Genomic DNA, 23,367 nt, shown 5'->3' on the forward strand with positions numbered 1-23,367 from the left:
CGGCTTCAGGCCCGCAGTTCGGCCAGCGCCGCCGGGGTCAGTTCGCGCGGCTCCGCGCCGGGGGAGACCAGCAGCACCGTACTGGTCGCGGCGCCGGTCAGGGCGGCGGTGAAGCTGCCGTCGGTGAACTGGGCCAGCGGACCGCGCGGCGACGGGCCGACCGCGACCGCGCGGGCGTCCACGTCGGATGCGTGCGCGGCCAGCACCCGGGCCGCCGCGGCGTGGTCGCCGACGCTATGCAGCAACTGCCCGGTCGCGGCGATGCCGTCGCCGGCCAGCCGCTCGAGGTGGGCGGTCAGCGCGGCCCGTGCGGCCCCGACCTCTTCCGGGTCGACGGCCAGTTCCTCGATCACCACGGTCTCCCGCACGTGTACGACCTCCAGTGGGCTGCCGAGCCCGCGGGCGATGCCGGCGGCGGCGTCGACGGTCGCGGCGGCGTCCGGGGTCGCGCCCACCGCGACGATCACCGGGCGGCCGGTTGCGGCCGCGCTCAGCGGTTCGAGGCGGGCGGTGTCGGCCGGCGTGGCCAGGCCGCGCTCGGCCTCGCCGAGCAGTTTGTGGCCGGTGGAGAGCACGAAGATCGCGAGGACGAACGCCACGGCGCCGAGGTAGAACGGGATCGACAGCGACCAGGCGTCGGCGATCTTGCCCGCGACGAACGGCGCCAGGCCTCCGCCGATGAACCGGACGAAGCCGTACGCCGAGGACGCGATCGGCCGCTCGACCGGCGAGACCAGCATGACGGCCTGGGTGGTCAGCGTGTTGTTGATGCCGATGAACGCGCCGCTGACGATCACCGCGATGATCACCGTGGACGGCGTGCCGACGCCGGCGCCGATCACCGTCATCACGATGCCGAGCGCGGCCAGGTTGGCGTAGAGCACCTTGGCGGTGCCGAACCGGCCCTGCAGTCGCGGCGCGAAGAACACGCTGAACAGCGCGACCAGCAGGCCCCAGCCGGTGAAGACCAGGCCGAGCTTGTGCGCGTCGAGTTCCATCGGGTACGGCGCGTACCCGAGCATGGTGAAGAAGCCCCAGTTGTAGAGTAGCGCGGTCAGGCCCATGATGAGCAGCCCCCGGTGCCGCAACGCCTTCAGCGGCGCCGCGAGGCTGGTCTTCCGCGCGGGCCTGGGCAGCGACGGCACGAACGCGATGGTCGCCACCAGCGCGATGAACATCAGCGCGGAGACGCCGAAGAACGGGCCCTTCCAGCTGATGCTGCCCAACTCGCCACCGAGCAGCGGGCCGACCGCGATGCCCAGGCCCAGGGCCGTCTCGTAGAGGATGATCGCGCCCGCGAAGCCGCCGCTGGCGGAGGCGACGATGACGGCGAGGCTGGTCGCGATGAACAGGGCGTTGCCCAGGCCCCAGCCGGCGCGGAAGCCGACGATCCCGCCGATCGAGTCGGACGCCCCGGCCAGCGCGGCGAACACCACGATGATCACCAGGCCGACGACCAGGGTGCGCTTGGCGCCGATCCGGCTCGACACGGCGCCGACCACCAGCATGGCGACCGCGGTCACCACCAGGTAGCTGGTGAACAGCAGCGAGACCTGGCTCGGCGTGGCGTGCAGGTCGTCGGCGAGGGCCGGCAGGATCGGGTCGACGAGCCCGATGCCCATGAACGAGACGACACAGGCGAACGCCACCGCCCAGACAGCCTTGGGCTGCCGGAACGGGCTGGTGGCCGGGCGGGCATGGGAGGTGGACGGCATAGCTGTAACATACAGGTTATTGCCCGCCCTCGACAGTTGCGGGGTGGCGGCGCCGGTCACATGGGGCGGGGGGCCCGGATCGCCGGCGCCTGGTCGAGACCGGAGTCGAGCAGTTGTCGCGCCTCGCGGCGGGCCGGATCACGCATGGGGGGCCGGTCGCCGGACAATCGGCGATCCGACCCTCCATCGTGCGTCGAAACGGTCAGCCCAGGTCGACGGCGACCAGGCGGGCCGCGTCGGCCGCCGCGTCGTCGGTGGCCTCCTGGGCCTTGCGGTCGGCCTCGATGGCGGCCTCGTAGGCGGAGACCTCGCGGTCGACGTCGACGTCCGTCCAGCCGAGCACCCCGCCCATCAGCCGGGCCACGTCGGGTGCGGCCTGTACGCCGCGGGAGAACGTCTCGAAATAGGACCGGGTGCGCCGGGCCAGGACGTCGTCGAGGTGCAGCGCGCCCTCGTGGCTGGCCGCGTAGACCGCCTCCGCGCGGAGGTAGTCGTCGGCGCCCGGCAACGGTTCGGCCAGGGTGCGGTCGCGCTCGATCAGCCGCAGCACCTCGAAGATCAACGAGCCGTAGCGGTTGAGCAGGTGCTCGATCCGGTGCACGTGCAGGCCCCAGGTATCCGCCAACTCGTGCCGCTGGTTCCACAGCGCCTGGTAGCCGTCGGCGCCGACGAGCGGGATGTTCTTGGTCGGCGACTCCGGCACGTTCTCCTGGTCGAGCCCGCGGACCGCCTCGTCGACGGTGTCCTCGGCCATCTTGCGGTAGGTGGTGTACTTACCGCCGGCCACCACGACCATGCCCGGCACCGGCCGGGCGACCATGTGGTCGCGCGACAGCTTGCTGGTGGCCTGGGCCTCGCCGGCGACCAGCGGGCGCAGGCCGACGTAGACGCCCTCGATGTCCGCTTCGGACAGTGGGTTGACCAACACCCTGTTGACGTGCCCGAGCAGATACTCGATGTCGGTCGAGGTGGCCGCCGGCCGCGCCTTGTCGAGGTCCCAGTCGGTGTCGGTGGTGCCGATCAGCCAGTGCCGGCCCCACGGGATCACGAACAGCACGCTCTTCTCGGTGCGCAGGATCAGGCCCGTGTCGAGCTGGATCCGGTCGCGCGGCACGGTGAAGTGCACGCCCTTCGAGGCCCGGACGTGGAACTCACCCCGGGTGTCGGCGAGTTGCTGGGTGTCGTCGGTCCAGACACCGGTCGAGTTGATCACCTGCTTGGCCCGCACCTCATGGGTGGCACCGGTCATCAGGTCTTCGACGAGCGCGCCGACGACCTGGTCGCCCTCGCGCAGATAGTCGACGACCCGCGCGCGGTTGGCCACCAGCGCGCCGTAGCTGGCCGCGGTGCGCACGACGCTCATCGTGTGCCGGGCGTCGTCGACCTGGCCGTCGTAATATTGAACAGCGCCGATCAGCGCCGTCTTCTTGAGCCCCGGCGCCACCTTCAGCGCGCCGCGGCGGGTCAGGTGCCGGTGGTGCGGCACGCCGCGGGCGGTGCCCGAGGTGATCCCCATCGTGTCGTAGAGGATCAGGCCGCTGCCGACGTACGGGCGTTCCCAGAACCGGTGTTTGAGCGGGTAGAGGAACTGCACCGGGTGCACCAGGTGCGGCGCGATCCGTTGCAGGAGCAGCCCGCGCTCCCGCAGCGACTCGGCCACCAGGCCGAACTCGAACTGCTCCAGATAGCGCAACCCGCCGTGCATCAGCTTGCTGGACCGGCTCGACGTGCCGGACGCCCAGTCGCGGGCCTCCACCAGGCCGGTCGACAGGCCTCGGGTGACCGCGTCGAGGGCGCAACCGGCGCCGACGACGCCGCCACCCACGACCAGGATGTCCAGCTCGCGCTCGGCCATCCCGGCCAGGGCCCGGCTGCGTTGTGCTGCGGAAAGGGCCACGGCCTCCACGTCAACCTCCTGCTGTCATGCGGTGGGGCGCCGCATGCGTGACACGCAGGCGACGCCCCGTTTGGATCCTCAGTGGACCTCGAGCCAACCCATGGTCCGCTCGACGGCCTTCTTCCACATCTTGTAACCCTCGGCGCGTTGCGAGTCGTTCCATTCGGGCGTCCAGCGCCGGTCCTCATGCCAGTGCGCCCGCAACTCCTCGACCGAGTTCCAATATTTGACGGCCAGGCCGGCGGCGTACGCGGCACCCAGCGCGGTGGTCTCCGCGACCACCGGCCGGCTCACCGGCACACCGAGGATGTCGGCCTGCATCTGCATCGCCAGGTCGTTGGCGGTGATGCCGCCGTCGACCTTGAGGATGTCGAGCGTGACACCGGAGTCCTTCTGCGCCGCCTCCACCACGTCCTTGGACTGGTAGCAGATCGACTCCAGCGTGGCCCGGGCCAGGTGCGCGGCCGTGTTGAACCGCGACAGGCCGACGATCGCGCCACGCGCGTCGGACTGCCAGTAGGGCGCGAACAGACCGGAGAACGCGGGTACGAAGTAGACACCCCCGTTGTCCTTGACACTGCGCGCCAGGGTCTCGCTCTCCGCGGCGTTGCGGATGATGCCCAGCTGGTCGCGCAGCCACTGCACGGCCGAACCGGTCACCGCGATCGAGCCCTCCAGCGCGTACACCGGGTCCTGGTCGCCGAACTTGTAGCAGACCGTGGTGATCAGGCCGGCCTTCGACCGGACCACCTCGTTGCCGGTGTTGAGCAACAGGAAGTTGCCCGTGCCGTAGGTGTTCTTGGCCTCGCCGACGGCGAAGCAGACCTGGCCGACGGTGGCCGCCTGCTGGTCGCCGAGCGAGGCCGGCAGCGCCACCTCGCCGTGGAACGGACCTCCGGACTTGGTCATTCCGTAGAGGTTCGGGTCCGACGACGGCCGGATCTCCGGCAGCATGGCCCGCGGAATGTTGAAGAACGAGAGCAGCTCGTCATCCCAGTCGAGCGTCTCCAGGTTCATCAGCATCGTCCGGCTGGCGTTGGTGACGTCGGTGATGTGCAGACCGCCGTCGCGCCCGCCGGTGAGGTTCCACAGGACCCACGCGTCGGTGTTGCCGAAGATGGCATCACCGTTCTCCGCGGCCTCGCGGACCCCGTCGACGTTCTCCAGGATCCACTGGATCTTCCCGCCGGAGAAGTAGGTCGCCGGCGGGAGACCGGCCTTGCGGCGGATCACGTCGCCCCGCCCGTCGCGGTCGAGTGCGGCCGCGATCCGGTCGGTACGGGTGTCCTGCCAGACGATCGCGTTGTAGTAGGGCCGCCCGGTTCGGCGGTTCCAGACCACGGTCGTCTCGCGCTGGTTGGTGATGCCCACCGCGGCGAGGTCGCTTGCCGACAGGTTCTGCCGGCCCATCGCCGTGGTGATCACCTCCTGGGTGCGCTGCCAGATCTCCAGCGGGTCGTGCTCGACCCAGCCCGCCTGCGGCAGGATCTGCTCGTGCTCGACCTGGTGGAGGCCGACCTGGCGCCCCTCGTGATCGAAAATCATGAATCGTGTGCTTGTCGTTCCCTGGTCGATAGCGCCTACGTAATCCGCCATCTCAGTCGTTCCTTCCGGGTTCGTGGGTCCGGGTCGCCTACATCGGGTTGGGCGGCCCCGGATCCAGCGGTCCGCTGCCCGGATCTCGCGGATCTCTACCGGTCCCCGGATCGATGCGTCCCGTGCCGGGACCACCACCCGGGTCGGTCCGTCGCCCCTGTGTGGGGTCGATGTAGCCCCGCTCGCCGCGCGGCGTGTCGGTCTGGGCCTGGCCGCTGGCCTCGACCGGAGTCTCGACCTCGCCACCGCGGCCGGCCGGCGGCGCCTCACCCTGCAGGAACGGCAGGACGCGACCGATCAGGACCACGTAGATCAGACCACCGATGAGGCCACCGATGATCGGCGCGGCAATGGGTACCCACCAATAGAGCTGGTTGTACTGATCTCGCCACGCCGTGCCGTATCCGGTGATGTAGGACGCCAATCTTGGCCCGAAGTCACGGGCCGGGTTGATGGCGTAACCGGCGTTGGTGCCCCACGCCATACCGATCGCAACCACGACCAGACCCACGATGAACGGCGTCAGGTTCGACAGCGGCGGGTCGTTCAGCCGGTCGGTCAGCACGAAGATCAGGAACACCAGGATCGCCGTGCCGATGACCTGGTCCAGGAAGCCGCCCCACAGGCTGACCGGCAACGAGCCGTTACCGGGCAGTGTGGAGAACACGATCTGCGTCTTCGCGGTCAGACCCGGGTCGGCGTTGTGCAGCACCGAGTTGTAGGCCCAACGCACCAGCAGCGCACCGCAGAAGGCACCCAACACCTGAGCGAAGATGTAGGGCACGACGCTCTTCCACGGAAACTTCCTGAACGCCGCCAACGCGATCGTGACGGCCGGATTCAGGTGAGCACCGGAGATGCGTGCCGCGGTGTAGACACCGAGCACAACACCGAAACCCCATGCCCACGAGATGCTGTTGTGGTCACCGAGGGCAGAGCCACCGGCTACTACCTGAGCGACCACACCAATACCGAAGAGCAGCAGAATCATCGTGCCCAGGAACTCAGCAATCATCTGGACCACGATGTTCTGTCTGCTGAGAATTCCTCTCATCCCAGCCACAGCTTCTAGCCCCCCAACAGTGCAACGTGGCGAACCGGATGATCGGCAGTCACCGCCAGGAGCGCGCCTGAGTCCCACAAAGGGATGAAGGCCCCAATCAGGGGATAGACACGTAACTAACGGTTATGTCTGAATATTCGGATTCGCCCTCTATCACCGTCAGTCAAGCACGGGACCTCCGATAGGGCTACGGCCACTCGCTTTAAACCCGAGAATTGCTCTTTTTTCATGGCGAGCTGGGGTAGATGCGAGGTCTCGACCGACTTTCCGCGGGCCGTGCGACGGCCCGAGCGGATCACCTATGTCAGGCTAACCCGCACGGCCGCGTGGGGAGTCCGGATCCACCACCATCCACAATGGTTGGTACGTGACGATGCCGGTGATGCGGGGAACGTCCAGTGTGGTCAGGACGTGGGCGTCGGCTGCGGCGCACCGGTGGGCCGCAGCACGGCACAGGCCTCAAGGGCCGCGGCGTCAGGCGTGGCACCGCCTTCGGCGCCGTGGTCGGAGAGGCAGTTGCGGTAGGCGGTGTCCGCGCCGCGGTTGCCGCCACCGCGCCGACCGGGCTCACCAGCGGGCCGGCCGGTCGGCAGCAGCGACGCGCACGCCTCCTGGGCCTTCTGCCACGTCTGCTCGTCGACGCCTTGCGGCCGCATGCCGCCGAATCCGCCACCCGGGAAACCGCGGCCACCGGGCCGGCCGGACGGGAATGTGGTCGGCCGGCCGGAGGGGAAGGCGGTCGGCCGGCCGGAGGGGAAGGCGGTCGGCCGGCCGGAGGGGAAGGCGGTCGGCCGGCCCCACGGAAAGGCCGTCGGCCGGCCGGACGGGAAGGCGGTCGGCCGGCCGGAGGGGAATGCGGTCGGCCGGCCTGAAGGGCGGCCGGACGGCCGGTCGCTCGGGCGGACCGCGAAACCGGCCGGTGCCGAGGGCAGGGTGATGCCCTGCTTACCCAGGCAGTCCCGGTAGGCGGTGAAGCCGGCGCCGCCCGTACCCGATGCGGGTGTGGCACCGCTCGCGTCGCCGGAGCCGCAGCCCGCGACGGCGAACAGGGTGACAGCGGCGGCAGCAAGGACGAAGCCCGGCCGGAGCAAGCGGGTCAACGACGCCTCCTATGGAAGGTGGTCGTGCCGCGAGGGTTCGGGGCCGGCCCCCCGCGGCACGCGCGCCTCATGCAACCGGTGCGACCTCCGGGTCACCTCGGACCAACCTCGGAATCAGCTCAACGCGGCGTGTCGGGTCACGGTCGGGGCGCGATCGGGCGGCCGCGGGTGCGCATCGTCCGAGCCGCCATCGGCGACCCGTCTGAGCAGGTGTAACGGCGCGTCGTGGGCCGCTGCCGGTGTCGCGGCCATCGACGCGCGACAGATCGTCACAGCCTCTTCCTAGCGCGTTCCCAGGCAGTTCCGAGCGTCGGTCCGTAAGAGATACGGTGTGCCAGCGCGACCGACCCGGGTGCTCGTCGTCGACGACGAGCCCAATATCTGTGCCCTGCTCTCCGCCACGCTCCGGCTGGTCGACTTCGACGTGCGGGTCGCGTCCGGGGGGTTCGAAGCGCTGACCGCGGCCGAGGAGTTCACCCCCGACCTCGTCGTGCTCGACGTGATGCTGCCCGACCTCGACGGCTTCCAGGTCGCCCGGCGGCTGCGCGCCGGTGGCGGGCCGGGCGTGCCGGTGTTGTTCCTGACCGCCAAGGACGCCGTCGAAGACCGCATCTCCGGGCTGACCGCCGGCGCCGACGACTACGTCACCAAACCGTTCAGCCTGGAGGAGGTGGTGCTGCGGATCAGGGCGATCCTGCGCCGCGGCAACCCGGCGACCACCGAACAGGGCGTGCTGCGCTACGCCGACCTCGAGATCGACGAGGACGCGCACGAGGTGCGCCGCGCCGGCCGGCTGGTCGAGCTCTCGCCGACGGAGTTCAAGCTCCTGCGCTATCTGCTGGTCAACGCGGGCCGCGTGGTCAGCAAGGCGCAGATCCTCGACCGGGTGTGGAGCTACGACTTCGGCGGCGACGGCCGGATCGTCGAGTCCTACGTCTACTACCTGCGGAAGAAGATCGACTCGCGCGAGCCGGCGCTGATCCACACGGTGCGGGGCGTCGGCTATGCCCTGCGCCTGCCCCGGGACCAGGAATGATCCCACCGGTGTCGCCGCGGCTACGGCGCTGGCGGCACTGGACCCTGCGTGCCCGGTTGGTGGTCGTCGTGGCGGCGCTCAGTGCGCTGGCGTTGCTGGTCGCCAACGCGATCGGCCTGGCGCTGCTGCGCCGCAACCTGACCGACCGGGTCGACGAGCAGCTCGTCATGATGGGCCAGGCCGCGGCCCAGCGCCGGAGTTGGGAGGCGGTGGTGCCGCCACCCAACCCGTCGTTCCCGCGCGGCCAGTTCGACGTCGACCGGGCGGTCGCCCTGGTGCCGCCGGACGGCACCGCGCCGGTGGTGCGCGTTCAGGACGGGGTGTCGCCACCGGCGTTTCCGCCGGTCGCCGTTCTCGCGGCGCGGGCCGGCGGCGACCCGTTCACCGTCGCGGCGGTCGACGGCACCATGTCGTGGCGGCTGCTGGTCGTCGCCCGCGGCGACGGCGGCCTGTTCGTCTCGGGCGTCTCCCTGCGGGCCGTCGACACCACGGCCGACCTGCTCCTCGCGATCGACCTCGCCGTGACGCTGGTGGTGCTGGCGATCCTCGCGATCCTCGCGGCCCTGGTGGTTCGGGTGGGCCTGCGTCCGCTGACCCGGATCGAGGGCACCGCCGCGGCGATCACCGGCGGCGACCTGTCGCGCCGGGTCCGCGACGCCGACCCGCACACCGAGCCCGGCCGGCTCGCCGGCGCCCTGAACGCGATGCTCGACCGGATCCAGGCCGAGGTGTCGGCGCGCACCACCTCCGAGCGGCGGTTGCGGCAGTTCGTCGCGGACGCCTCGCACGAGCTGCGCACGCCGTTGACCTCGATCGGCGGCTTCGCGCAGCTCTACCGGTACGGCCGGATGGGCCCCGGCCCGCAGCTCGACGAGACGATGGCCCGGATCGAGGCCGAGTCGGCCCGGATGGGCCTGCTGGTCGAAGACCTGCTCCAGCTGGCCCGGCTCGACCTGCAGCGGCGCCCCGAGCGGCGGCCGGTCGACCTGCTCGCCATCGCGGCCGACACGATCCGGGACGCGCACGCCCGGCAGCCCGACCGTCCCGTTCAGCTGGCCACCGCCGACGGCCCGCAGGACGCGCCGTTCGAACCGGTGACCGTGCTGGGCGACGACCACGGGCTGCGCCAGGTCGCCACCAACCTCGTCGCCAACGCTCTCCAGCACACGTCGGCGCCGGCGACCGTGACGGTCACGGTCGGCCGCCGCCTGCCGGGCGCCGTCGCGGGGCGGCCCGCCGCGGCCGTCGGGGAGATACCCGCCGACCGGCCGCTCGCCGTGCTGGAGGTTGCCGACACCGGCCCGGGCGTGCCGGCCGAGCACGCGGAGCGGATCTTCGAACGGCTCTACCGCGCCGACCCCAGCCGGAACCGCCGCAGCGGCGGCTCCGGCCTCGGACTGTCCATCGTGGCCGCGATCGTGTCCAGCCACGGCGGTCGGGTCGAGCTCCATGCCGGGCCGGGCACCGGCGCCACGTTCCGGGTGTTGCTGCCCGAGGACGGCCGGGTCGTGAGCTGACCCAAGATCACCCATTCGGGTGACAGCCGTGCCGGATGCCGGCGCGGCCGGTCGCACCGGTGAGTAGGTTGACGGGTGACCGTTGAGGACCGGATCGGCGACGCCGTCAACGTTCTCGTCACGATCGTCGAGGCCGCCGGCGCGGTCATCATCGGCGTGGGCGCGCTGGTCGCCTTCGTGCGGCTGCTGATGGTCGCCGTGCGCAGTCGCGACACGGCCTCGTTCGCGCTCGTCCGGCTCAGCCTCGGCCGCTACCTCGTGCTGGGGTTGGAGTTCCAGCTGGCCGGCGACATCCTGCGCACCGCGATCTCGCCGTCGTTCAGCGACATCGGCCAACTGGCGGCGATCGCGGCGATCCGAACTGCGCTCAACTACTCGTTGCGCCGCGAGATCGACGAGGAACGCCGCCAGCTGGCCGCCGATCGCGGCGGCACGGGCGAGGTGCCGCCGCGGGCATGAGCTTCGGCGATGTGGTCGAGCTGGGAAGCACCCTCGCCGTCGGCATGGGGGTGGTCGTGACGGCGGCGGTGCTGGCCGCGACCCGGCGCCCCCTGGCCGCGCTCGCCGCGTTGCTCGACTTCCTCGTCGCGGCCGGCCTGCTGCACCTGGCCGCCGATCCGACCTACCTGCGTGCCCTCTCGGCCGGCATCGTGCTCGCGATCCGGCACCTGATCAGCTGGACGCTGCGCACCGACAGCCAGGTGCTCGCGCGGCCCCGAGATCCCTAGAGCGCCTTCTTCGCGTCTTCGTAGCTGCCTTCGGGCGCCGTCGCGGCCGGGCTGTAGAAGAGGTTGAGCATCCCGGTCCGGAAGGTCTCCGACTTGGTGAGTGTCAGCGGGAATTTCGTTGGGCGCCTCCACCACGCCGTCGAGCGACATGAACAACTGCTCCACAATCCTCCGCATAACGGCGACCCTGGCGGCGCGGATCTGAAACGATTATGCGGCATTCGGCGGAACTGTCTTACGTGGACACCCGTGCGGTTCGGCCGTTCAAAGCGTGCCTGGAAAGGATATCCGCGATGGTCGGTCGCGCCCTGCTCGCTGTCGTGGCAGCGGCTACCCTGGCGGGTGCCGCCGCCGGGCCGGCCGCTGCGGCCGCCGGCCGGGCGCCGTCGGCGTTCGACTCCGCCGCTGCCCGCTACGACGTGCCCCGTGACCTCTTGCTGTCGCTCGGCTGGGCCCAGTCACGGCTGGACCAGGGCGCGGTCGGGCGCGGGGGCGACTGCGGCGTCATGCAGCTTTCGGTCGGGCGCACCCTGCCGGTGGCCGAGGCGTTGACCGGGCTGTCCCGCGGCGACCTGTGCGGCAGCGAGGCGGCCAACGTGGCCGGCGCCGCCGCGGTGCTGCGCTTCTATTCCGACCGCGACGGCCTTTCCTCGGCGGCCCGATCCGACGTCAACCGGTGGTACGGCCCGGTGGCCCGGTTCGCCGGACCGGTCGACGACTCGATCGCCCGGCTGTTCGCCGACACGGTCTACGACCAGTTGGCCGCCGGGTTCGCCGGGCCGGCGCGGGTCGCGGCCCGGCCGGTGGCACCGGAGCGCGGCCGGTTCGAAGACGTGCCGGCCTGGGGGACCGCGTCCGAGCGCAGTCCCGACCACCCGCCGGCCGTCTGGGCGCCGGCGCACAAGGACAACTACGAGGTCGCCAACCGGGAGAAGAGCGGGCCGATCGACTTCGTGGTCATCCACGTGACGCAGGGCTCGTACGCCGGGACGATCGCCTGGTTCAAGAACCCGGAATCGGAGGTGAGCGCCCACTACACCTTCCGGTCGTCGGACGGCGCGGTCACCCAGTCGGTGCGGGAGAAGGACATCGGCTGGCACGCCGCCAACAAGGACTACAACGCGCGCTCGATCGGCATCGAGCACGAGGGTTTCATCGAAAACCCGGCCTGGTTCACCGACGCGATGTATCGGTCGTCGGCGGCGTTGACCCGGATCCTGACCCGGGAGTACGGGATTCCGCGTGACCGCAAGCACATCATCGGCCACGGCGAGGTGCCGACGGCCGACCACACCGACCCGGGACCCTACTGGAACTGGACCTACTACCTCGAATTGGTCAACGGGAACTTCCTGAAGGGCACGGGCATCGTCGACACGCCGACCGGCCGGCTCAACGTGCGCGGCGGGCCGGGGACCGGCAGCCCGGTTGTCGGCTCGGTGGCCGACGGCACGAAGGTGACCATCTTCTGCCAGCGCGCCGGCAGCAAGGTGACCGGCACGTTCGGGACCAGCACGGTCTGGAACCGGATCGGCATGGACCGGTGGGTGTCGTCCACCTATCTGCGCACCAGCCAGCCGGGGTTCATTCCCCGCGTGCCGCGTTGCTGAAGGAAACATTCACTTGCAGCTCGCCTCGCGGTCTTTCTTTACATCGAAGTTCATCACAGTGTACGGTTCGGCCATCGCCCTGACTGCGAAGGGATTTCGCGATGGTCCTTCGTCTGATGCTGTCTGTCGTGCTGGCCGCCGCTGCTCCCTTGGTTCCCGCGGACCCCGCGCCGACGGCGGTCTTCGGAGCCGCGGCCGCGCGTTACGACGTACCCCGTGATCTGCTCCTGTCCGTGGGTTATGCGCAGTCGCGACTCGACCAGACTGCCAGCGGGCAGGTGGGTGCCCACGGGATCATGCAGTTGACCGATGCGGCAACGCTGCCGTCGGCGGCGGCGTTGACCGGGTTGCCGCAACGCGAGTTGCGCACCGGGCTCGCGGCCAACGTGTCGGGTGCGGCGGCGGTGTTGCGCTCCTACGCCGACGCCGAGGGGCTCTCCGCGGTGGCCCGATCCGATGTCAACCGCTGGTTCGGGGCGGTCGCCCGGTTCTCCGGTGCGGCGGACCCGGCGGTGGCGCGGTTGTTCGCCGACACCGTGTTCGCTCAGCTCGCGTCAGGATTCGCCGCCGGCCCGTTCGACGTGCCGGGCCGCCCGGTGGCGCCGGACCGCGGCAAGCTCGCGGCGGTGCCCGCCTGGGGCAGTGGCGACGTCGGCATCATGAGCGCCGACTACGGCCCCGCCGTGTGGGCGCCGGCCGACCCCGGCAACTACACGGTGTCGAACAGGACGACCAGCTATCCCGTCAACTACGTGGTCATCCACATGACGCAGGGTTCGTACGCCGGCAGCATCAGTTGGTTCCAGAACCCGGCGTCGAACGTCAGCGCGCACTACATCTTCCGGTCGTCGGACGGCGCGGTGACGCAGGCGGTGCGGGAGAAGGACATCGCCTATCACGCGGGCAACTGGGACTACAACACGCGTTCGATCGGCATCGAGCACGAGGGGTTCGTCGACAACCCCGCCTGGTTCACCGACGCGATGTATCGAGCGTCGGCGGCGTTGACGCGCAACCTGACGACGAAGTACGGAATCCCGCGCGACCGGGCGCACATCATCGGCCACCGCGAGGTGCCGGGCGCGACGCACACCGACCCGGGCCCCAACTGGAACTGGACCTACTACATGCAACTCGTCAACGGTGTCACCGGAACCGGCAGCGGCACGGTCGACACGGCGTCGACCAACCTGAACGTCCGCGGTGGGCCCGGCACCGGGTTCGCGGTGGTCGGCACGGTCGCCGATGGCGCCGCCGTGACGGTGTGGTGCCAGGCGGCCGGCACGACGGTGACCGGCACGTTCGGCACGAGCAACGTGTGGAACCGGATCGGCACCGGGCGTTGGGTCTCCGACACCTATGTGCGCACGGGGTACAACGGGTTCATCCCGGGCGTGCCGCGCTGCTGACGGGCTCTGCCGGACCGCCTTGGTCGAAGCCGGCTTCAGAGCCGGGAGACCTGGTAGTGGCTGATCAGCCAACCGCGGTCGGTCCGTCGGGTGACGACGCTGAGGGAGACGGTCAGGGTCGGCCGGTCGGTGAAGGCGAAGTCGACGGCGAGGTAACCGAGGACCAGATCCTGGGCGAGACGGCGGGTCTCGCGAATCTCGTACGCCGCGGTCATGCCCATGGGTTGTCCGTCGTAGTAGACGGCGACGTCGTCGGGCCCGACGGTGTAGGGATGCAGGCCCTGGAAGATGGCGTCGTCGGTGAAGCAGGCCGCGACGCCGGGTGGGTCGTGGGCGTCGACGGCGGCTTTCCAGCGGTCGAGGACGCTGCGCAGGATCGCCTCCTCCGTGGCGCCCGGCCGCCCGGGGTCACTCGGGTGCGGCGTCAGTGGCGTCACCGTGTCGTTGCGCCAGACGCGCAACGGCATCGAGGCGAGGACGGTTTCGAGGTGGTCGGCGTCGTCGGCGCTGAAGAGCCCCCAGCTGCGCCACTCGCCGGGCCGCAACGGCGGTCGCCACAGCCGCACGAGGTTGCCCTGCGCGGTCAACACGGCCGAGCGCGCGGCTTCCCGGGCGCGCATCTCGGCGACCGCGTCGTCCGAGGTGCCCGGCGGCACCGTCGTCACCATGTCCACAAGGAACTCCACGGCTCTTCACCTTACGGAGGAAACGGGACTTTCCGCGCCTCAACGCCGTGGTGACCGTCAGGATGGAGCCATGACGACGACGGAGTTCCTCGCCTCGACGACATTCGAGGTGCCCGGCTACCGGACCGAGCGCACGCTGGGTATCGCCTGGGGCATCATCGTCCGGAGCGTCGGCGTGGTCCGCGGCGTGACCGGCGGCCTGAAGGCGTTGCGGCAGGGCGAGGTCCCCGAATACACGTCGGTGGTCGACGCGGCACGGCACACCGCCTTCGAACGGCTGATCGCCCACGCCCACGAACTGGGCGGCAACGCGGTGGTCGGCGTCAGGTTCGATTCGTCCGACATCGGCAACGGCTTGTCCGAGATCGTGGCCTACGGCACGGCCGCGGTCGTCGTCGCCCCGTAACCGTCGGCGTCGGGCCGATCTCGGGGCTCGCGACCGGCAGTGATCAAAAAGGCCTGCGCGTAGCAGCCGCCTGCGGCTGCGGGCCCGGCCTTGCCAACGATCTTTGGCGGCCGTGCCTTTGGGTGTTGGCCTTGGCGGTCTGGCCTGCGGTGTTGGGAGGGTTGGGTGCGCGGTCTGGGGCGTTGCTGCGCGGTTCGCGGCAGGTTGCGGCCGCGCTCCGCGGTACTGGCCGGAGTTGGGTGTGCGGTTCGCGGGTGGGTGAGGTTTGGGTTCGCGCTCTGCGGGGTTGGGCGGGCTGTGCGCGCTCCGCGGTGTTCGCTGGGTTGGGTCCGCAGTCCGCGCCAGCCGCGATAGGCGAGCAGCACCTGCAGCAGCCGGGCCGCGGTGCCGGAAATGCCGGCGGGTGCGCGGTTGCCGGCGAACCAGGCGAAGGGCGGCGGTCACGGGCTCTGGGCGCAGGTGCGGGTGTCAGACAGGTTTGAAAACTGGCCGGCAGAGTCAGCAGGCAGCATGAGGCCGGCCGGGGTCAGCCGGCGCCGGGATGCCGGCCAAGCGCGGTTCAGTCGCGATGCGCTGCCGGCGTTCGAGTTTGTGCCCTTCCGGTCTCCCCGCCCGCCTGGCGTTTTCATGATCAGCTAGCATTTCGGCCGTTCATGTATCCCTATATTTAGGAGCGGGCATGCGGCGCGGTATCGCGACGTTGATCATGGTTTCGGTTGTCGCACTGGGCGCCGCGGCGTGCGGTTCGTCCGGCGACGACGCCGGTTCCGCGAGCGCCGCCGGTGGTGCGTCCGCGTCGGCGGCGGCCGGCGGGGCGTCGGACGCTACCGCTACGGCCTGCAAGGAAGCTATCGCGGCCAGCGAGGCCGGTGCCAAGGACTTCGGCAGCGGCATCGACGAGATGCAGAAGATGGTGCTCAGCATCACCGCGGACAGCGACGACGCGGAGCTCGAGGCCAAGGGCACCGAGCTGGAGAACAAGATGCGCGCCAGCTTGAAGACGTGGTCGGACAAGCTCACCGCCCTTGCCGGCCAGGACCTCGACGCCGACGTGAAGACCGCCCTCACCGACGCGGCCACCACGGTCACGAAGATCAACGACCCGAACGACGACTCCGACGCCGCAGCGGCCCGCACCGCCCTGACCGGCGTCGCAGACAAGATCAAAGCCGCCTGCGCGTAGTTTCGCTCTTTCGCGGCCGTCCTGGAAACGGGGCGGCCGCGAGTCTTTTGCGGGGTCGGGCCTCACCGACGGCGGGCTGGCCTTCCGGCCGAGCGCACCACCGGCGTGCCGACTGGGCCTCATGCTCAGCCGACGAGCCGACGAGCCGACGAGCCGACGAGCCGGCGCGCCGACGCGCCGACGCGCCGACGAGCCAAGCCGACGTGGCGACGTGGCGAGCGAGCCGATGTGCCGAGCGAGCCGACCAGCCGAGCCGACGTGTCGAGCGAGCCGACGGGCCGAGCGAGCCGACGTGTCGGGCGAGCCGAGCCGACGTGCCGAGCGAGCCGACCAGCCTAGGACGTGGCGAGCGTGGCGACGTGTCGAGCGAGCCGACCAGGCGAGCCGACGTGTCGAGCGAGCCGACCAGCCTAGGACGTGGCGAGCGTGGCGATCTGTCGAGCGAGCCGACCAGCCGAGCCGACGTGTAGCGCGAGCCGACCAGGCGAGCCGACGTGTCGAGCGAGCCGACGAGCGAGCTAGCCGACGTGCCGACGCGGTGCAGCGAGGGCGATCGGGTCGGCCTTGGCGGACCCGGTTCGCCGCCCACCCCACATCTCGAGCCATCTGGGTCACGGTCAGTAGCTGGCGCGCAGGCGTCGGTTGCTGCGAGCTCACGCACCCCGGGATCGGCACGGAAAGCCCGCGCGGCCCAGGGACCGGCGCCGACCGGGCGTGCTCCCCAAGACCACCCGCCGCGCACGTTGATGAATTCGTGGCGACGCGGCGGTGACGGCCGGCTGGCCTGGCCAGCACGCCGGGCGGCATCGTCGCACATCACCCTACGCAGGTGGTTTGACCAGGTCAGGGTCGTGGCGTTCGCCACCTGAGCGGGTCGCCGATCTTCAAGATCAGTTATGTTTTGCCCGTTTGGCTGTCCCAGTATTTAGGAGCGGTTATGCGGCGCGGTATCGCCACGGTGTTCGTTCTCGGGGTTGTCGGCCTCGGTGCCGTCGCCTGTGGGACGGGGGGCGAACCGGCCGGCTCTCTGCCCAGCAGTGACCCGCAGGGCATCGCGGGGGACGCCCAATCCGTCGCTACCGCCAACGCCTGCAAGGAAGCCATTGCTGACAGTGAGGCCCGGCAGCAGGAGCTTGCGGACTCCCTCGACAAGTTGGCCCGCGCCAACGGGGCCGACGAGGCCGCGCCCGTCGAGAAGGCCGTCGACGACACGATGCGTTGGTGGGCCTACCAACTGACGCTGCTCTCACGGCAGGACATCGACAGCATCGTCAAGACGACCCTGACCGATGCGGCCGGCACCATCTCCAAGCTCAACGATCCGAAGACCAAAACCACGCTGCGTCAGGCGATGCCCACCCTCGAGAGCATCCCGACCACGCTCAAGAACGTGTGCCTCTAGACCCGAACGTCAGGGCCAGCCGCCCGAGATGGGCATCCCGACCACGCTCAAGAACGTGTGCCTCTAGACCCGAACGTCAGGGCCAGCCGCCCGAGATGGGCCCAGTCCAACGCCGGGCGGGCGGCGCGCACTCCCGGGCGGTGGCGCGGCACGCGTACCCGCAGCGCGCCGGGCCGGATCTCGCACCGCAACGGCGTCGGCAGCAGCAGCGCCTCGCCGTCGACGCCGACCGGGACGGGCGACCCGCCGGCCTCGATGACCGCCGACCGGGCGGCCAGCACCATGACCGACTCGGAGCGGCGCCCCCGCAGCATCCGGACAGCGTCAGCGGTCGAGTCGACGGTCAGCGCGATCACGCCCAGCCGCCCGCGGTCCAACCGGGGGCGATGACCCAGACCCGCGAAATCATCCACAGTGTACGGGTTGTTGCTCACCAGAATCGCCTGCGGTGCGCGGCACACCGTCGCGCCGACCCGCAGGGACAGCGTCGGCCCGGTCTGCTGTGCGAGCAGGTCGGGCAGCAGTGCGAGCGCCGTGCGGGCCTTGTCCGCCCGGTAGGCGTCGCTCTGCACGATCGACGCGTACACCCCGAACGACGCGTTGTTGACAAATGTCCGGTCGCCGATCCGGCCCAGGTCGACCCGCACCTCCACGCCGTCGGTGAGGGCGTCCAGGCAGCTGGCCGGGTCGTCGCGGTCCAGGCCGAGGTCGAGCGCGAAGTGGTTGCGGGTACCGGCCGAGATGACCAGGAACGGCAGGTCGTGCTCGGCCGCCACGCCGGCGACGATGGCCTGCGTGCCGTCACCGCCCGCCACGCCGAGCAGGTCGGCGCCGCGACGGACCGCGTCCTGCGCCAGGGCGGCCACGTCCGTTGTGCCGCTGGTGTCGAGCAGCGCGACCTCGGCGCCCAGCCGGCGGGCGCGGGCCACCAGGTCGAAGCGCCCGACCTTGCCGCCGCCCGAGCGCGGATTCATGATCAGGAAAGGGTGACCGGGCGGCGGGGTGACGGTCTCGCGCGGTGCGAGCGCCGCCTGGGTCAGGGCGCGGCGGCCGGCGGCGCCGGCGAGCACGAGCAGGCCGGCCGACACCGCGGCGACCCAGACCAGGTGGTGCAGCGCGAACACCAGCAGCACCGCCACCGGCGCGGCCAGCAACAGGACCGCGGCCAGCCAGCGGAGCAGGCCGGAGTGCGCCACGAACCACCAGATCGCGGCCGCGGTCGCGACCAGGCAGACGGCCGCGATCACCAGCATCGAGACGCTGCCCCGCAACCCCGCGACCAGCACCGGCACCACGAAGGCGGCGGCAACCGCGAGCAACGCCGCCCGGGCCAACCAGCGGTGCGCCAGCGACGACCCCGACCGAGCCGGGGCCGTCGACTGCGTGACCATATCGTCCAATTTTACGCCGACTCACCCGAAGCGGGGCACGCTTCCCTCAGCGCGGACACGCCTCATTGCGTGCCTCGGTGAGAGGCGGGGATGTACGAGCACGCGCTATCGGTCTGTCGGTTGCCGGCCTTGTCGAACGGAAATGTCCGTCCATCTCGGGCGGTCCGGCCTCGGCGTCGACTGCCGGTCGCCCTACCCGCGGCGTCGTCGACCACGAGCAGCGTCCAGGCGTCGTGGATGTGCGGCGGCAGGCGTGCGCCACCGCCTCGGCCGCGCCGCCGCTGGGCCACCACTCCGAGCGCCACGAAGCGATCGGCCAATGTGTCCGGCATGGCGTCACTCTCGGTGGTGACCGGTTGCAGCCGCTGTTAACGCTCACAAGGGGACCGCTATGCCGTGGGCACGCAGCGTCACGTTTCCCTCCGAAACGGCGCCCGAAAAGTATGCGCGACGCGGCTTCCGGCGCGTTCTTCCGCCCTGGGGTGGGAGCGTGCCACCTGCGTCGTCCTTGTTACGAGACCGTGACCGCCGGATGACGGTAGGAGGGGTTGACGCTGTCGTTGTTAGCGCTAACACTGTGGCTCGTTGTGATCCGCGAAACGTTGATGGCATCAAACCCCCGGAGGGGAGACAGCTTGTGAACAGACGACTTCTGGCCGCTCTGGGCGCCGCGGCGGTGGCGCTGAGCCTCGCGGCCTGCAGCGGTGAGGGCGCGGGCAGCGGCACCGACACCGCGTCGCAGGCCCCGGCCGACCTGACGATCGGCGTGTCCATGCCGACGCAGACCTCGGAGCGGTGGATCGCCGACGGCAAGTCGGTCAAGGAGAAGCTCGAGGCCAAGGGATACAAGGTCGACCTGCAATACGCGGGCGACGACATCCCGACCCAGTCGCAGCAGGTCGACCAGATGATCACCCAGGGCGCCGACGCCCTGATCATCGCGGCCATCGACGGCACGGCCCTGAGTGGCCAGCTCCAGGCCGCCGCCGACAAGAAGATCCCGGTCATCTCCTACGACCGGCTGATCCGCGACAGCCCCAACGTCGACTTCTACGTCAGCTTCGACAACTACAAGGTCGGCGTCGCGCAGGCCACCGCGCTGCTGGTCGGCCTCGGGCTGCAGAACAAGGACGGTTCGAAGGGCAGCAAGACCGGGCCGTTCAACGTGGAGTTGTTCGCCGGCTCGCTCGACGACAACAACACCCGGTTCTTCTTCAACGGCGCGATGGACACGCTCAAGCCGTTCATCGACAGCAAGGCCATCGTGGTCAAGTCGAAGCAGACCGGCGTCGAGCAGATCGCGATTCTGCGCTGGCAGCAGGAGACCGCGCAGAAGCGGATGGAAGACCTGCTGACCTCCAGCTACAACGACGGCGCCAAGGTCGACGGCGTGCTCTCGCCCTACGACGGCATCTCCCGCGGCATCATCACCGCGCTGCAGAACGCCGGCTACGGCAACGCCGCGAAGCCGATGGCGGTCGTCACCGGCCAGGACGCGGAGATCGCGTCGGTCAAGCTGATCAACGACGGCGTGCAGAACTCGACCATCTTCAAGGACACCCGGCTGCTGGCCGACCAGGCCGCCATCGCCGCCGAGGCGTTCCTGAAGAAGCAGACGCCGGAGGCCAACGACACCAAGTCGTACAACAACGGTGTGAAGGTCGTCCCTTCGTACCTGCTGCCGATCGAGACCGTCTACAAGGATGACATCCAGAAGGTCCTCATCGACTCGCAGTACTACACGGCCGACGAGGTCAAGGCCGGCCAGGCCAAGTGACCGACCGGCAGGCCCGGTGACCATGCGGTCACCGGGCCTGCCGCCCGCACGCACGCAGAAGGAGGACGGATGACGGACGTGCTGCTGGAGATGCGCGACATCACCAAGACTTTCCCCGGTGTGAAGGCGCTCGAAGACGTCTCGATCACCGTCCGCCGTGGCGAGATCCACGCGATCTGCGGCGAGAACGGCGCGGGCAAGTCCACCCTGATGAAGGTGCTCTCGGGCGTCTACCCGACCGGGTCCTACGACGGCGAGATCGTCTTCGACGGCAAGCCGGTGCACTTCAACGGCATCCGCGACAGCGAGGCCGAGGGCATCGTGATCATCCACCAGGAGCTGGCCCTGGTGCCCTACCTCTCGGTCGCCGAGAACATCTTCCTCGGCAATGAGCGGCGTGGCCCCGGCGGCCTGATCGACTGGAACCGGACCAACGCCGAAGCGGCCTCGTTGCTCAAGTCCGTCGGCCTCGACGAGAACCCCGTCTCGCCGGTGATCCAGCTCGGCGTCGGCAAGCAGCAGTTGGTCGAGATCGCCAAGGCGCTGTCCAAAGAGGTCAAGCTGCTGATCCTCGACGAGCCGACGGCGGCGCTCAACGACATCGACTCGGCGCACCTGCTCGACCTGCTGCGCCGGCTGCGCGACCGGGGCATCACCTGCATCATGATCTCGCACAAGCTCAACGAGATCACCGCGATCGCCGACTCGACCACCGTGATCCGCGACGGCCGCACGGTCGAGACCCTCGACATGAGCTCCGCCGAGTCGACGCAGGCCCGGATCATCCGCGGCATGGTCGGTCGTGACATCGAGAGCTTCTACCCCGACCGGGAAGCGACGCCGGGCGAGGAGGTCTTCCGGATCGAAGACTGGACCGCCTGGCACCCGACCCAGGACCGCAAGGTCGTCGACGGCGCCAACCTGAGCGTGCGCGCCGGCGAGGTGGTCGGCATCGCCGGCCTGATGGGCGCCGGCCGCACGGAGCTGGCGATGAGCGTGTTCGGCCGCTCCTACGGTCGCGACATCAGTGGCCGGATCTTCATGCACGGCAAGGAGGTACGCGCCCGCACGGTCGCCGAGGCGATCAGGAACGGCATCGCGTACGCCACCGAGGACCGCAAGCGCTACGGGCTCAACCTGATCGCCGACGTGTGCCGCAACATCTCGGCCGCCGCGCTCGGGAAGCTGTCGCGCAGCGGTTGGGTCAACGGCAACGAAGAGATCAAGATCGCTGAGCAGAGCCGGCGCGACCTCAACATCAAGACGACCAGCGTGATGGCCACCGTCGGCAAGCTCTCCGGTGGCAACCAGCAGAAGGTCGTCCTGTCGAAGTGGTTGTTCACCGACCCCGACGTGCTGATCCTCGACGAGCCGACCCGGGGCATCGACGTCGGTGCCAAGTTCGAGATCTACACGATCATCAACCGGCTCGTGGCGCAGGGCAAGGCGGTCGTCGTCATCTCCTCGGAGCTGCCCGAACTGCTCGGCATGTGCGACCGCATCTACACCCTCTCGGCCGGCCGCATCACCGGTGAACTCCCGGTGCGCGAGGCCACTCAGGAAAACCTCATGGCGCTCATGACCAAGGAGAAGGAGCTCGCCGGATGACCAGCACCAAGCCCCCCGAGACGCGGGAGTCCGGCAGCGCCCCCGCCGTCGCGCTGCACACGGGCACCAGCGACCCGCGTACGCTGATCATGCGCAACCTGCGGCAGAGCGGTATCTACGTCGCGTTCGTCGTGATCGTCGGGCTCTTCGCGATCCTCACCGACGGCGTCTCGCTGAGCCCGGGCAACATCACCAACATCCTGCTGCAGTACTCGTACATCCTCGTTCTGGCCATCGGCATGGTCATCCTGATCATCGGTGGCCACATCGACCTGTCGGTCGGCTCGGTGGTGGCGTTGACCGGCGCGGTCTCCGCGGTGCTGGTCATCCAGCAGGGGATGCCGTGGTGGGTCGGCGTGGTCGCGGCGATCGTGGTCGGTCTCGCGGTCGGCGCCTGGCACGGCTTCTGGGTCGCCTACATCGGCATGCCGGCGTTCATCGTGACGCTGGCCGGCATGCTGCTCTTCCGCGGTCTGACCCTGCAGGTGCTCGACAACATCTCGCTCTCACCGTTCCCCGCCGGATACCAGAAGGTCGCCAACGGCTTCCTCAACGGCCTGCTCGGCGGCCAGGGCTACGACGCGTTCACCCTGATCATCGGTGCGGTCGCGGTCGCCGGCATCGCGGTCAGTAGCTACCGCACCCGCACGGCCCGGGTCCGCTACGAGCAGTCGGTCGAGTCGTTCCCGCTGTTCGTGCTGCGGATCCTGCTCATCGGCGCGGTCATCATGTATTTCGCCTGGCAGCTCGCCCACGCCCGCGGCCTGCCGATCGTGTTGATCATCCTGGCCGTCCTGGTGATCGCCTACGGCATGGTCACCCGTCGCACGGTTTTCGGGCGTCAGGTGTACGCCATCGGCGGCAACCTCTCGGCCGCCCAGCTCTCCGGCGTGAAGGTCAAGACGGTCAACTTCTGGATGTTCGTCAACATGGGCTTCCTGGCCGGTGTCGCGGGCGTCATCTACTCGTCGCGCTCCAACGGCGCGCAGCCGGCCGCCGGCAACATGTTCGAGCTCGACGCGATCGCGGCCGCCTTCATCGGCGGCGCGGCCGTGGCCGGCGGCGTGGGCACCGTGGTCGGCGCGATGGTCGGTGGTCTGATCATGGCTGTGATGAGCAACGGCATGCAGCTGATGGGCGTCGACCAGTCGATCCAGTCGGTGGTCAAGGGTCTGGTCCTGCTGTTCGCGGTCGCGTTCGACATCTACAACAAGCGCCGCGTCGGCGCCAACCGCTGAACAGA

The 23,367-nt window shown here is 70.0% G+C and carries 18 protein-coding genes and 1 pseudogene; 12 read left to right on the top strand and 7 right to left on the bottom strand.

Annotated features, from left to right (window positions below):
* Positions 1–5: 5 nt before the first annotated feature.
* The 5 genes and pseudogenes from AB0J74_RS22875 to AB0J74_RS22895 all read right to left on the bottom strand — a co-directional run bounded on the left by AB0J74_RS22875 (position 6) and on the right by AB0J74_RS22895 (position 7,371).
* Positions 6–1,715, bottom strand: a complete 1,710-nt coding sequence (locus tag AB0J74_RS22875; RefSeq protein ID WP_363451061.1) for an MFS transporter — start codon at positions 1,713–1,715, stop codon at positions 6–8.
* A gap of 202 nt (positions 1,716–1,917) precedes the next feature.
* Positions 1,918–3,621: a glycerol-3-phosphate dehydrogenase/oxidase gene (locus AB0J74_RS22880; RefSeq protein WP_363451063.1), complete on the bottom strand. Its 1,704-nt coding sequence runs from the start codon at positions 3,619–3,621 to the stop codon at positions 1,918–1,920.
* 69 nt (positions 3,622–3,690) lie between these two features.
* On the bottom strand, positions 3,691–5,208 hold the full coding sequence (gene glpK / locus AB0J74_RS22885) for a glycerol kinase GlpK (protein WP_363451065.1): 1,518 nt from the start codon (positions 5,206–5,208) through the stop codon (positions 3,691–3,693).
* Positions 5,209–5,488: 280 nt separating this feature from the next.
* Positions 5,489–6,262: pseudogene (locus AB0J74_RS22890) on the bottom strand (MIP/aquaporin family protein); the annotation flags it as partial.
* 413 nt (positions 6,263–6,675) lie between these two features.
* On the bottom strand, positions 6,676–7,371 hold the full coding sequence (locus tag AB0J74_RS22895) for a PT domain-containing protein (protein WP_363451067.1): 696 nt from the start codon (positions 7,369–7,371) through the stop codon (positions 6,676–6,678).
* A 331-nt stretch (positions 7,372–7,702) separates the two neighbouring features.
* Between AB0J74_RS22895 and AB0J74_RS22900 the strand changes: the two genes are divergently transcribed.
* The 6 genes from AB0J74_RS22900 (at position 7,703) to AB0J74_RS22925 (ending at position 13,671) form a co-directional block, all read left to right on the top strand.
* Positions 7,703–8,407: a response regulator transcription factor gene (locus tag AB0J74_RS22900; protein WP_363451069.1), complete on the top strand. Its 705-nt coding sequence runs from the start codon at positions 7,703–7,705 to the stop codon at positions 8,405–8,407.
* Positions 8,407–9,924 carry a HAMP domain-containing sensor histidine kinase gene (locus tag AB0J74_RS22905; RefSeq protein WP_363451251.1) on the top strand — a complete coding sequence of 506 codons (1,518 nt, stop codon included), beginning with the start codon at positions 8,407–8,409 and terminating at the stop codon, positions 9,922–9,924. Before AB0J74_RS22900 ends, AB0J74_RS22905 begins: the two co-directional genes overlap by 1 nt.
* Positions 9,925–9,999: 75 nt before the next feature.
* Positions 10,000–10,383 (top strand): DUF1622 domain-containing protein, encoded by a 384-nt coding sequence (locus AB0J74_RS22910; protein WP_363451071.1) that lies wholly within the window; start codon positions 10,000–10,002, stop codon positions 10,381–10,383.
* Entirely contained in the window at positions 10,380–10,652 is a 273-nt protein-coding gene (locus AB0J74_RS22915; RefSeq protein WP_363451073.1) for a hypothetical protein, read from the top strand. Before AB0J74_RS22910 ends, AB0J74_RS22915 begins: the two co-directional genes overlap by 4 nt.
* Before the next feature lie 293 nt (positions 10,653–10,945).
* On the top strand, positions 10,946–12,262 hold the full coding sequence (locus AB0J74_RS22920) for an N-acetylmuramoyl-L-alanine amidase (RefSeq protein ID WP_363451075.1): 1,317 nt from the start codon (positions 10,946–10,948) through the stop codon (positions 12,260–12,262).
* A 101-nt stretch (positions 12,263–12,363) separates the two neighbouring features.
* Entirely contained in the window at positions 12,364–13,671 is a 1,308-nt protein-coding gene (locus tag AB0J74_RS22925; RefSeq protein ID WP_363451077.1) for an N-acetylmuramoyl-L-alanine amidase, read from the top strand.
* Between the two features lie 35 nt (positions 13,672–13,706).
* Here AB0J74_RS22925 and AB0J74_RS22930 read toward each other — a convergent pair whose 3' ends face one another.
* Complete coding sequence (locus AB0J74_RS22930; protein ID WP_363451079.1) at positions 13,707–14,357, bottom strand: muconolactone Delta-isomerase family protein; 651 nt, start codon at positions 14,355–14,357, stop codon at positions 13,707–13,709.
* A 70-nt stretch (positions 14,358–14,427) separates the two neighbouring features.
* Here AB0J74_RS22930 and AB0J74_RS22935 point away from each other — a divergent pair, with 70 nt between their 5' ends.
* The 3 genes from AB0J74_RS22935 (at position 14,428) to AB0J74_RS22945 (ending at position 17,348) form a co-directional block, all read left to right on the top strand.
* Positions 14,428–14,763, top strand: coding sequence for a heavy metal-binding domain-containing protein (locus AB0J74_RS22935; RefSeq protein ID WP_363451081.1), 336 nt, complete (start codon positions 14,428–14,430; stop codon positions 14,761–14,763).
* A 679-nt stretch (positions 14,764–15,442) separates the two neighbouring features.
* Complete coding sequence (locus tag AB0J74_RS22940) at positions 15,443–15,946, top strand: hypothetical protein (protein WP_363451083.1); 504 nt, start codon at positions 15,443–15,445, stop codon at positions 15,944–15,946.
* Positions 15,947–16,883: 937 nt separating this feature from the next.
* Positions 16,884–17,348, top strand: coding sequence for a hypothetical protein (locus AB0J74_RS22945; RefSeq protein WP_363451085.1), 465 nt, complete (start codon positions 16,884–16,886; stop codon positions 17,346–17,348).
* A 47-nt stretch (positions 17,349–17,395) separates the two neighbouring features.
* Here AB0J74_RS22945 and AB0J74_RS22950 read toward each other — a convergent pair whose 3' ends face one another.
* The gene (locus tag AB0J74_RS22950) at positions 17,396–18,739 is read right to left on the bottom strand and encodes a diacylglycerol kinase family protein (protein ID WP_363451087.1); all 1,344 of its coding nucleotides are present in this window, start codon (positions 18,737–18,739) and stop codon (positions 17,396–17,398) included.
* 637 nt (positions 18,740–19,376) lie between these two features.
* Here AB0J74_RS22950 and chvE point away from each other — a divergent pair.
* The 3 genes from chvE to mmsB all read left to right on the top strand — a co-directional run bounded on the left by chvE (position 19,377) and on the right by mmsB (position 23,362).
* Positions 19,377–20,516, top strand: coding sequence for a multiple monosaccharide ABC transporter substrate-binding protein (gene chvE, locus AB0J74_RS22955; RefSeq protein ID WP_363451089.1), 1,140 nt, complete (start codon positions 19,377–19,379; stop codon positions 20,514–20,516).
* Positions 20,517–20,585: 69 nt separating this feature from the next.
* Positions 20,586–22,124 carry a multiple monosaccharide ABC transporter ATP-binding protein gene (gene mmsA / locus AB0J74_RS22960; RefSeq protein ID WP_363451091.1) on the top strand — a complete coding sequence of 513 codons (1,539 nt, stop codon included), beginning with the start codon at positions 20,586–20,588 and terminating at the stop codon, positions 22,122–22,124.
* Entirely contained in the window at positions 22,121–23,362 is a 1,242-nt protein-coding gene (gene mmsB, locus AB0J74_RS22965; protein WP_363451093.1) for a multiple monosaccharide ABC transporter permease, read from the top strand. Before mmsA ends, mmsB begins: the two co-directional genes overlap by 4 nt.
* The last annotated feature ends 5 nt before the right edge of the window (positions 23,363–23,367 follow it).

Source organism: Asanoa sp. NPDC049573 (genome assembly GCF_040676615.1).
Classification (GTDB): Bacteria; Actinomycetota; Actinomycetes; order Mycobacteriales; family Micromonosporaceae; genus Asanoa.

Bases quoted from the DNA above. Each gene is read 5' to 3' on its own strand.
- AB0J74_RS22935 (WP_363451081.1), top strand. From the start codon at position 14,428: ATGACGACGACGGAGTTCCTCGCCTCGACGACATTCGAGGTGCCCGGC.
- AB0J74_RS22875 (WP_363451061.1), bottom strand. From the start codon at position 1,715: ATGCCGTCCACCTCCCATGCCCGCCCGGCCACCAGCCCGTTCCGGCAG.
- AB0J74_RS22950 (WP_363451087.1), bottom strand. From the start codon at position 18,739: ATGGTCACGCAGTCGACGGCCCCGGCTCGGTCGGGGTCGTCGCTGGCG.
- AB0J74_RS22945 (WP_363451085.1), top strand. From the start codon at position 16,884: ATGCGGCGCGGTATCGCCACGGTGTTCGTTCTCGGGGTTGTCGGCCTC.
- AB0J74_RS22940 (WP_363451083.1), top strand. From the start codon at position 15,443: ATGCGGCGCGGTATCGCGACGTTGATCATGGTTTCGGTTGTCGCACTG.
- AB0J74_RS22915 (WP_363451073.1), top strand. From the start codon at position 10,380: ATGAGCTTCGGCGATGTGGTCGAGCTGGGAAGCACCCTCGCCGTCGGC.
- mmsB (WP_363451093.1), top strand. From the start codon at position 22,121: ATGACCAGCACCAAGCCCCCCGAGACGCGGGAGTCCGGCAGCGCCCCC.
- glpK (WP_363451065.1), bottom strand. From the start codon at position 5,208: ATGGCGGATTACGTAGGCGCTATCGACCAGGGAACGACAAGCACACGA.
- AB0J74_RS22920 (WP_363451075.1), top strand. From the start codon at position 10,946: ATGGTCGGTCGCGCCCTGCTCGCTGTCGTGGCAGCGGCTACCCTGGCG.
- mmsA (WP_363451091.1), top strand. From the start codon at position 20,586: ATGACGGACGTGCTGCTGGAGATGCGCGACATCACCAAGACTTTCCCC.
- AB0J74_RS22925 (WP_363451077.1), top strand. From the start codon at position 12,364: ATGGTCCTTCGTCTGATGCTGTCTGTCGTGCTGGCCGCCGCTGCTCCC.